At 37.6% G+C, this 9507-nt stretch carries 7 protein-coding genes, 2 tRNA genes and 1 pseudogene; 4 read left to right on the top strand and 6 right to left on the bottom strand.

Going from position 1 to position 9507, the window contains the following annotated elements; translation table 11 throughout:
* The first annotated feature begins 304 nt into the window (after window positions 1-304).
* A pseudogene (locus ADI58_RS00480) lies at window positions 305-1167 on the top strand (AcpB/EbpR/MafR family transcriptional regulator).
* A gap of 348 nt (window positions 1168-1515) precedes the next feature.
* Here ADI58_RS00480 and ADI58_RS00485 read toward each other — a convergent pair.
* A complete protein-coding gene (locus tag ADI58_RS00485) occupies window positions 1516-2520 on the bottom strand; it encodes an NADP-dependent oxidoreductase (protein WP_049521053.1) in 1005 nt (334 codons plus the stop codon).
* Between the two features lie 91 nt (window positions 2521-2611).
* Window positions 2612-3043: an Rrf2 family transcriptional regulator gene (locus ADI58_RS00490; RefSeq protein WP_049521054.1), complete on the bottom strand. Its 432-nt coding sequence runs from the start codon at window positions 3041-3043 to the stop codon at window positions 2612-2614.
* 802 nt (window positions 3044-3845) lie between these two features.
* Between ADI58_RS00490 and ADI58_RS00495 the strand changes: the two genes are divergently transcribed.
* Complete coding sequence (locus tag ADI58_RS00495) at window positions 3846-5135, top strand: membrane protein (protein ID WP_049521055.1); 1290 nt, start codon at window positions 3846-3848, stop codon at window positions 5133-5135.
* Between the two features lie 9 nt (window positions 5136-5144).
* Window positions 5145-6233 (top strand): AI-2E family transporter, encoded by a 1089-nt coding sequence (locus ADI58_RS00500; RefSeq protein ID WP_033676486.1) that lies wholly within the window; start codon window positions 5145-5147, stop codon window positions 6231-6233.
* Window positions 6234-6373: 140 nt separating this feature from the next.
* On the opposite strand, the gene ADI58_RS00505 is transcribed toward ADI58_RS00500, so the two are convergent.
* From ADI58_RS00505 to ADI58_RS00520, 4 genes are all read right to left on the bottom strand, one after another.
* A tRNA-Lys gene (locus tag ADI58_RS00505) sits at window positions 6374-6446 on the bottom strand.
* A 62-nt stretch (window positions 6447-6508) separates the two neighbouring features.
* Window positions 6509-7024 (bottom strand): DUF308 domain-containing protein, encoded by a 516-nt coding sequence (locus ADI58_RS00510; protein ID WP_049521056.1) that lies wholly within the window; start codon window positions 7022-7024, stop codon window positions 6509-6511.
* 352 nt (window positions 7025-7376) lie between these two features.
* Window positions 7377-7449 (bottom strand) — tRNA-Lys (locus ADI58_RS00515).
* Window positions 7450-7713: 264 nt separating this feature from the next.
* Window positions 7714-8985, bottom strand: a complete 1272-nt coding sequence (locus ADI58_RS00520; protein ID WP_001113233.1) for a replication-associated recombination protein A — start codon at window positions 8983-8985, stop codon at window positions 7714-7716.
* A 115-nt stretch (window positions 8986-9100) separates the two neighbouring features.
* On the opposite strand from ADI58_RS00520, the gene ADI58_RS00525 reads away from it, so the two are divergent.
* Window positions 9101-9507 (top strand): DUF3013 family protein (locus tag ADI58_RS00525; RefSeq protein ID WP_049521057.1); only part of this gene is annotated, 407 nt, incomplete at its 3' end.

A 9507-nucleotide genomic window follows, 5' to 3' on the forward strand; every position in this document is an offset into this window, starting at 1 on the left:
TTTGATATAAAATAATCAATTATTTTGATTATTATGTAATTTTAATATAAAAAATCAAATTCTTTGATTGTTGCTATTATATAATTTTTAAAATTAAAAATATAATCTTTCGACTTGAATTTGATTCTGTATTCACGCCCTCAATAGACGGTAAAATAAGAAAATTGTTTATATATTGTCTCTGTAGTGTTATTATACGAAATAAAAGATTTTAGGGAAAGTCGTTATATCATGCTATACCTATTCTTTGTGGTATAATTGCAAGAGGTTTAATCCGATAATTTATAAAGAGAGAAAGACATTCATGAGAGATTTATTATCTAAAAAAGTCATAGGCAATTAGAATTATTATTTGAACATAAACGTTGGTTTCATCGTTCTGAACTAGCAGAGTTATTAAATTGTACAGAACGTGCAGTCAAAGATGATCTATCACATGTTAAATCTGCTTTTCCTGACTTGATTTTTCATTCTTCGACTAATGGTATACGCATTATTAATACCGATGATAGTAATATTGAAATGGTTTACCATCATTTCTTTAAGCATTCAACTCATTTTTCGATTTTAGAATTTATCTTCTTTAATGAATGTTGTCAAGCTGAAAGTATTTGTAAAGAATTTTATATCAGTTCATCTTCGCTCTATCGTATTATTAGCCAAATCAATAAAGTGATTAAAAAGCAATTTCAATTTGAAATCAGTCTGACCCCTGTTCAAATCATTGGAAATGAGAGAGACATTTGTTACTTTTTTGCACAATATTTTTCAGAAAAATATTATTTTCTAGAATGGCCATTTGAAAATTTTTCATCAGAGCCCCTATCTCAATTGTTAGAATTGGTTTATAAGGAAACAAGCTTTCCAATGAATTTGTCAACGCATAGAATGCTAAAGCTGCTCCTGGTTATGAGTAATTTTGATCAGTATTATGCAAAATCCGTTGCAGAGACACTTTCTTATTATTGTAGCAACAATTTTGAACTTGAAGTTTGGACTGAATTAGAATTATCAAAGGAATCTATAGAAGAATCGCCTTATGATATCATCATTTCTAATTTTATTATTCCTCCGATTGAAAATAAGAGACTGATCTATTCCAATAATGTCAATACTGTCGCTCTCATCTCTTTGCTTAACGCAATGATGTTTATTCGATTAGATTAGTGAGTGAAAGAAGACTCCATCCATCTCTAGGGTAGATTCCCTTTAGATAGGTGGAGTCTTTTTGAATATTAAAAAAGCTTCATATAATTTATCATCAGAATTGAAAAATACTCATTAAATAGAATCATATGAAACAGTTCATTTTTATCATTAGCAGAGTTACTAGTTCCATTCATTTGTATGCTAGTCAATGACGAAGAGGTCCTCATTACTTGTAACCTCGATGACATAGTATGCTAGGCATGACAAACCTTGCTAAAGTTTGGTTAGCCCTTTTTCGGAACACTTATTCATTGCCAAGTGACGAATTGATTTTTTGTAGTAAGATATGACATTGTGTTTTCCTTTTTATTTTTTAAAGCTGAGGACTGTTTTTCCACGTGAGCGACCATTAGCTACCTTGTCTAAGGCGCTATTTACCTCTTCAAATGGATAAACTGTATCGATAGATGGTTTGATTTCTAATTTACTAAAGAGGTCAGCTACCTCTTGTAATTGAGCGCCGTTGCTTTCTACAAAGATAAAATGGTAGCGGACGCCATATTTTTCCGCCATCTTATCAAATTTGTGACCTGCTAAGCCAAGAATAATCTGTTTCCATTTTGGCAGATTCATGCGTTTGGCAAAGGCACCGTTTGGCATGGCACGAAGTGAAACAAGATGACCACCTTTTTTCATGATAGACATTTGTTTTTCAGTTTCAGCTCCACCGAGAGTATCGAGGACATAATCCACCTGGCTAACAGTTTTTGTATAATCTTCTGTTTTGTAATCGATAAATCTATCTGCTCCTAGGCTCAATACACGCTCAGCGCTATCTCCAGAACCGTTGGTAATGACCTTCAAACCTTTGGCTTTGGCAATCGGAATGGCCATTCCACCAACTCCTCCAGTACCACCAGAAATAAAGATCGTTTTCCCAGCTTGAGCGCCCATGAGGTCAAGAGCCTGCATGATAGTCAAGGCAGTAAGCGGAACAGCAGCAGCTTCCTCGTCTGATAGATAGTCTGGAACCTTGGCTAAGGCTTGGCTATCGACAGCTACGTATTCTGCAAAGGCACCGATATGATCAAGTGGCAGACGGCCAAAGACACGGTCTCCTATCTGAAAGTTGTCAACTTTCTTGCCAATGCTTTCAACGATTCCAACCACTTCGTTACCTGCAGTTTGAGGAAGTTTGTAAGGAACAATCATCTTGACCTCGCCACGAGAGATCATGTTATCGAGAGGATTAACCCCAGCTGCGGATACTTTCACCAAGACTTGTTTGTCTGTGATACTTGGTTTAGCGATTTCTGTGATGTTCAGTGTGATATTGTTTTTGTTATAAGTAGTATGTTGTGCGGCTTTCATTGTCTTCTCTTTTCTTTTTTAATACGACTAATCATACTTGTATCTAATACAAGTATATGTTGTTTTTAGTAAAAACTGACTTGTTATCAAATCAGTTTCGAACTTGTTTAGCTTGCTTATATAGATTGTCAATGACATCTTCTAAAGTTTGATTTGCTAATTCCTTTTCTAATTGAGATTCGGCACTAGCGAAAAGCGGTGAAACTGCTCCTTGGATATGTTTTCCAACGGGACAATCGGGATTACTATTTTGATGAACAGGAAATAAACTAATATGATTGATTTCTTGAGTAGCATAGTAGATCTCTAGTAAAGTCATTTTCTTTGGAGACTTACTGAGTTGATAGCCTATTTTTCCTTGCTGGGAATGAATCAAATCTGCATTTTTCAACAAGGCAATCACCTTTCGAATGTAACTAGCGTTAGTCCCAACACTAATAGCTAGTGCTTGAGAACTTAATGTTTCCTTGCTTTCATTAATCATTGTTAAGATATGCAAAGCAACTGAGAATTTTGTATCCATATGAATCCCTCTCTTAATAAACTTGTATCAGATACAAGAACAAGTATAACATAAATTAAAAGAAAAGCAAGTCTTTTGTTTTAAATTTTAAAAAATTTTGAGTGCAATCAGATTAGAGCTGTCTGGGAAGGGTGTTCATAAAATTATACCGTTGATATCCATTAGTTGACCAAAAGTAGAACAGATACACAAAAAAGCCTTGTAAATCAAGGCTTTTTCCTGTTGATTTAGATGCCCCCTACAGGGATTTGGAAAGGACTTTCATATTGAGAGCAATTAAAAATATTGAAATATAAGTGATTTTAGGTATTTTCAATGTCATGATTTAAAAATGGGACAAAAGTGGGGCAAAAACCATACAGATTCTAAACTGTATGATTCTTTTTTTATCTAACCAAGAAAGGTTAAAACTTATTAAAACAAATGCAATCAACTGTTGAAAACTTTTTAGTCCGTGTAATATAAAAACAAGTAAAAAGTTGAACTATAGGGAATATTGTGTCATAATAGGTAATAGATGAATAATTAATAGATTGGAAATAATGCTTTCTTACCTTAACAAGTTGAATTGGTTATACATTTTTTCGTCGCAATTGTGTCTATCTCTCGAGTTTAGCTAGTTTTTATAAGCTCTGGTTTCTAATCAATATAACAAATTTTAGAAGTGCATAAGACAAGATGGTGACATTACTACAGTCATTTCTAGTCACCATATGTTGCTGGCACAGGCTGTTTGTAGTGTTGGCTATTTACTAGTCAGTTTAATCGGAGTGTTTAATTTTTATTGTTGAAAGGTTTTTATATGGCGAAAATTCTATCTTTAGGTCTGACAGGTAAGAAATTACTTGCTCAGGGGTTCTTGTTTGTTCTGCTAGGTCTCATCTTGATGGTCACGGGGACTTGGTTGCCAGTAACAGTTATTCGCCTGGTTCTGTTTTTAGCTTGGATAGCAACGGTCTTAGATTTAGTATTACGTATTTTCAAAAAAAGTCAGTCAACGGATACCTTGGGAGTTGCACTGGTTAAATTGTTAGTGCTGGGATATTTGCTTGGCTCCAATCTTGCGACGGATGTGCCGATTTATATTTTGGCTCTTGTGATTGGAGTTTATCAGATTTTTCATGCTAGTATTAACCTTGTCACCTATGTTCTCTACCGCAAAAACAAAATTCGACCTCGTTTTCGTCTCTTACTAGATGGACTCGTACTAGTTTTTCTTGGTGGGACTAGTCTTTTGTCCTCTACAGGAAATTCTGTCTTTCAACTCTTTGTATTAGGGGCTTATTTTTTCCTTTATGGTGTGTCCAATATCCGTGATGGTTTCTTGTTTGAGGGGGAAATTGGGAAAAACCATCTCAAACGTCGTATTAGAATTAGCTTACCTATTGTCCTAGCCGCTCTCATCCCTGCAAGAACTTTAGCAAAAGTTAACAAATTTATGCTGGAAAATGCTGATGAGAGAGAGGATATCCATCTTGGAATGGTGAAGTCTGGTAAGACAGCGGAGCTTGAAATTTTTGTTCATACAGCTGAGACCTCTCTGTTTTCGGCAATTGGTCATGTGGATATCTGCTATCAAGGCCGTGTTATTTCTTATGGCAACTATGATCCGTCTTCTGAGACCTTATTTGGCATGGTAGGAGATGGTGTCTTATATTTCTGTGATCGTGACAAGTACATTGACCTATGTAAACGTGAGAGTCAAAAAACGCTTTTTGGTTATGGGATAGATTTGACGCCTGAAATGGAAAAAGCAGTTCAGAAAAAGTTGGCTGAATTGAAACAACTGACGATTCCATGGGAGCCAAGTGCAGATAAAATCATGACAGGTGATGGTAAGGAAGACTACACCTACGCTTATAAAATCAGACATGAGACAGATGGGGAACTTTATAAATTTATCAAATCTAAGTTTAAATCCTACTTTGTCTTATCTACAAACTGTGTGCTCTTGGCTGATACCATAGTCGGTCAGGCTGGCACCGATATCCTCTCACCCAAAGGATTTATCGCTCCAGGAACTTACCAAGCCTACCTTAATCGAGAGTTTGAAAAACCAAATAGTATAGTCGTATCTAAACATGTTTATTAAGGAGAATTTATGAACTTAGTAAAAAAATACACCCCGTTAATACTTTTTATAGGGCTGGTTGCTCTTGTAATTCTGAATGCATCGAGCTTTATATCAGGAGCAATCTCTCTCTTTGATGTAATATCAACCTTGATTTATGGTGCTGTTATTGCTTTTGTGCTTAATGTTCCTATGAAAAAAATTGAACAGTACTTAGTTAAATTGAAGGTAAAGGCAGAGTTGCGTCGTCCGATTGCCATGGTACTTGTTTTCCTAGCTCTTATCTTAATCGTGATTGCTCTTTTGGTTTTGGTGCTGCCAACCCTAGCCCAGACTATTAGTCAGCTGGGAACAGTCCTTTCAACAGTCCTTACTCAACTTGGGAAATTGCTAGGCAGCTCGGAATTTGTAACCAAAGACATGTTGTCAACTATCGTATCAGGCATACAGGGACAATCTAGTTCTATTAGCCAAGCTTTGATAGGTTTTTTATCAGGTCTGACTAGTAATATCGGCAATATTTTTTCAAGTTTGATGAATGCCTTTTTGATTATAGTCTTCACCTTTTCATTTTTATCCAGTAAGGAACATTTGGCAGCGATGACGAGTCGACTTCTAAAAGTTTTTCTTCCAGAGAAGGTGGTGATAAAGTTGACTTACATTGGACAAGTAGCACTAGAGACTTATGACCAATTTTTGATGAGTCAGCTGATTGAAGCAGTTATCATAGGAGTTATGATAGCGGTTGGTTACAGCGTGTTTGGGATACCCTATGGAGTAATGACAGGTATCTTTGCAGGAGTGCTATCGTTCATTCCTTATGTAGGGCCTATGATTGCTTGTGTTGTGGGAGCGATTTTTATCTTCACAGTGAGTCCTACTCAAGCCTTACTTTCTCTTCTTCTATATCAAGTTATACAGCTGATTGAAGGAAACCTTATTTATCCTAGAGTTATAGGTCAGTCTATTGGTTTGCCAGCTATTTTCACGCTTGCGGCTGCTAGTATTGGAGGCAATCTCTTTGGCTTACTTGGGATGATATTCTTTACACCGATATTTGCTGTTATCTATCGACTGGTTAAAGAATTTGTCGTTGCAAAGGAAAATCAGCTAGATTAAGAAAAACTAAATTTAATAAGATATACTGAGAAGAGAGTGAGAGATTCTCTTCTCTTTTATTTTTAAATACTTTTCTACAAAAAGCTATTAGACGTTAAAAAAAGCCTTGGTTTCAAGGCTTATTTCTGTTGATTTAGATGTGCCCCCTGCAGGGCTCGAACCTGCGCCCCATAGCTTAAGAGTCTACTGCTCTACCAACTGAGCTAAGGAGGCAACAGAAAAAGCTGAGAATGTAACTTCCCAGCTATTTTAATATGCCCAAAATGGCAGCTAGATTATTTACGAAAGGCATCAAGGATATAGGTGAAACCAACAATTAAAAATGCAAAGGCAACGACATAAACGACAAAGACACTTGTAGCTACTGGATTGAACAAAATCACTAGACCTAGTAAAAATGCAAGCAACGCTATCCACATGATATGGTTGCCAATAATAGGGAAAATCAATCCCAGACGATTGCCTTTAAAGAAAGCTATAATGGCTTCTACAATTAACCAAATTCCTAAAATAGTTGGAATGACAACTGGCAGCGTCACAAAGCCATAGGCAACGAGGTAAAGAGCTAAGAGAAGATTAACAATCCCTTGGAAAAGATGAGCTGGTGAGCGAAGCTCTTTTGGTACAGAGAAATAGCCTAAAATAGCTGCTATAGAAGAAACCAGTAAACCAAATGCAATCCACCAGCTGTAAGCAACAAGATTAGCTACTGGGTTTGTAAATAGGAAAAGTCCTAAAAGGACAAAAACAACTCCTGCAAGGAATAGCGATAAACGATTAGAAAATTTCATTTCAATACCCCCTATATAGTATAGTATAGTTTGATAATAAAAATATTATACACCTTTTTAGAGGAAATATCAATAAACAAAATGGAAAATTTGGAAGTTTCAGTCTGATTTATGAAAAGAAAATCAGTTTTTATTATTTTGAAAATAAAAAGAGAAGATAAAATTTGTCTTCTCTACATGAAAATATTGTATGGCATCAAAGCAAAAGTAACTGGCTTTACACTATTTGTAAAGATGTAATTTGATTCAAAAAGAAAAGATAGATTTAAAATGTGGGACAAATGATGGGGTAAATCAGTTATAGACAAGCAAAAAAAGCCCTGAAATCAAGGCTTTTTCCTGTTGATTTAGATGCCCCCTACAGGGATCGAACCTGTGACCCACGGATTAAGAGTCCGCTGCTCTGCCAGCTGAGCTAAGGAGGCAAAGAAAAAAGCTGTATTGGTGCCGAAACTTCACGGTTTGTATTGAACCCGCGCAATTAAGCAGGTGGGCAACTCGCTCTAACTGAAGCTGTTTCCGTGTGAGACGGCCTACATGCTGTTAGAAGACTTTTGTTTCCCTAATAATACAAAAAATAGTCGGTCAACACTTAAGTGTGAAGTCGTACACCACAGCGTTTCTATGTTTATATAATACCACTTTTTCAAAAAAAATCAAGAGGAAAGTGCAATTTTTTGAAAAGGATTTCAGATTTTTCGCAAACGGTCGATAGCTTCCTTTCTTTGAGCCAAAGCCCGTTCATATTTACCAGTATCTTCTGCTTGGAAATAGTGATGATTACGAATTTTTTCTGGTAGATAGTCTTGCTTGACCCAATTTCCAGGATAGTTGTGTGGATAGAGATAGTCTTGGGCATTCCCTAGTTCCTTGCTTCCGCTGTAGTGTCCATCACGCAGGTGTCGCGGAATAGGCAAGTGCCCTGATGTTTTGAGGTCAGCAAGTGCCTTATCCATAGCTACATAGGCTGAGTTGGATTTTGGAGAAAGGGCCAAATCAATCACGACATTGGCAATGAGAATGCGGGCTTCTGGGAACCCAATCTTCTGGGCAGCATCCAGAGCAGTCACGGTATGAATCTGGGCTTCAGGGTTGGCCAAACCGATATCTTCATAGGCGATAACGGTCAAGCGACGAGCGAGACTTGGCAGATCCCCAGCCTCAATCAAGCGGGCAGCATAGTGAAGACTGGCATCAACATCTGAGCCACGGATAGACTTTTGCAGGGCAGATAGAACATCATAGTGACCGTCTCCATCCTTGTCCATAGTGATGTAGCTTCTCTGAAGACTATTTTCCATGATGTCTAGAGTGATATGGCGAATGCCCTTATCATTCTCAGGGGTAGAAAGAACAGCCAAATCCAGTGAGTTAAAGGCAGAGCGCAGGTCTCCGTTTGTAGAGGTTGCGATGAAGTCCAGCGCATCCTCATCTAGTTCTACTGGAAAATCAAAACCACGCTCAGGGTTACTTAGAGCTATCTGTAGAGCCTCTTTGACTTCTTGGTTAGACAGAGGTTCCAACTCAAAAATTTGAACGCGACTGCGAATGGCAGGAGTGACAGAGAAGAAAGGATTTTCAGTTGTAGCGCCAATCATGATGACCAGTCCACTTTCCAAGAGAGGCAAGAGGAAGTCTTGCTTGGTTTTATCTAGTCTATGAATCTCGTCAAGGAGTAGTACAAGTCCACCTGAAAATTTAGCCTCTTCCGCAATTTCTTGCAGTCGCTTTTTACTATCAACTGTCGCATTGAAAGTTCGAAAGGCATACTTAGTAGTCCCAGCGATGGCTGAAGCAATACTGGTCTTGCCGATTCCAGGAGGTCCATATAGAATCATGGAGGACAGGCGGTTGGCTTCCACCATGCGACGGATGATTTTTCCTTGTCCGACCAGATGTTCCTGACCGATGACCTGATCGATGGTTTTAGGGCGCATGCGAAGTGCGAGATTGTCTGGCATAGCAGTCCTTTCTAACGTGGATTTTCTGATGTATATGTGGTAAGATGGTAGTATCTATTTTAGCATATTTCCGAGCAATCGGGGCGATTAAAGAGTCGCATAGAAAGAGGACAAAATGGCAACATACGGATTTTTAGATGTTTTAGAGGAAGAGTTGGAGAAGAATTTTCCCTTTGACTTTGAGATTAGTTGGGACAAGCGTAACCACGCGGTTGAAGTGAGTTTTCTATTGGAAGCGCAAAACGCTGCAGGTGTGGAGATGGTAGATGAAGACGGAGAGGTTTCGTCAGATGACATTCTCTTTGAGGAAGCAGTGCTTTTTTACAATCCTGCCAAATCAACAGTCAATGAGGAAGACTATTTGACGGTTATTCCTTACCTACCTAAAAAAGGTTTTTCTCGTGAATTTTTAGCTTATTTTGCTCTATTCCTTAAAGACACTGCCGAGGTTGGACTAGATGCCCTCATGGACTTTTTGGAAGACCCAGAAGCAGAAGAATTCGTCATGGAATGGAACCAAGA

The organism is Streptococcus mitis (assembly GCF_001074635.1).
Classification (GTDB): domain Bacteria; phylum Bacillota; class Bacilli; order Lactobacillales; family Streptococcaceae; genus Streptococcus; species Streptococcus mitis_E.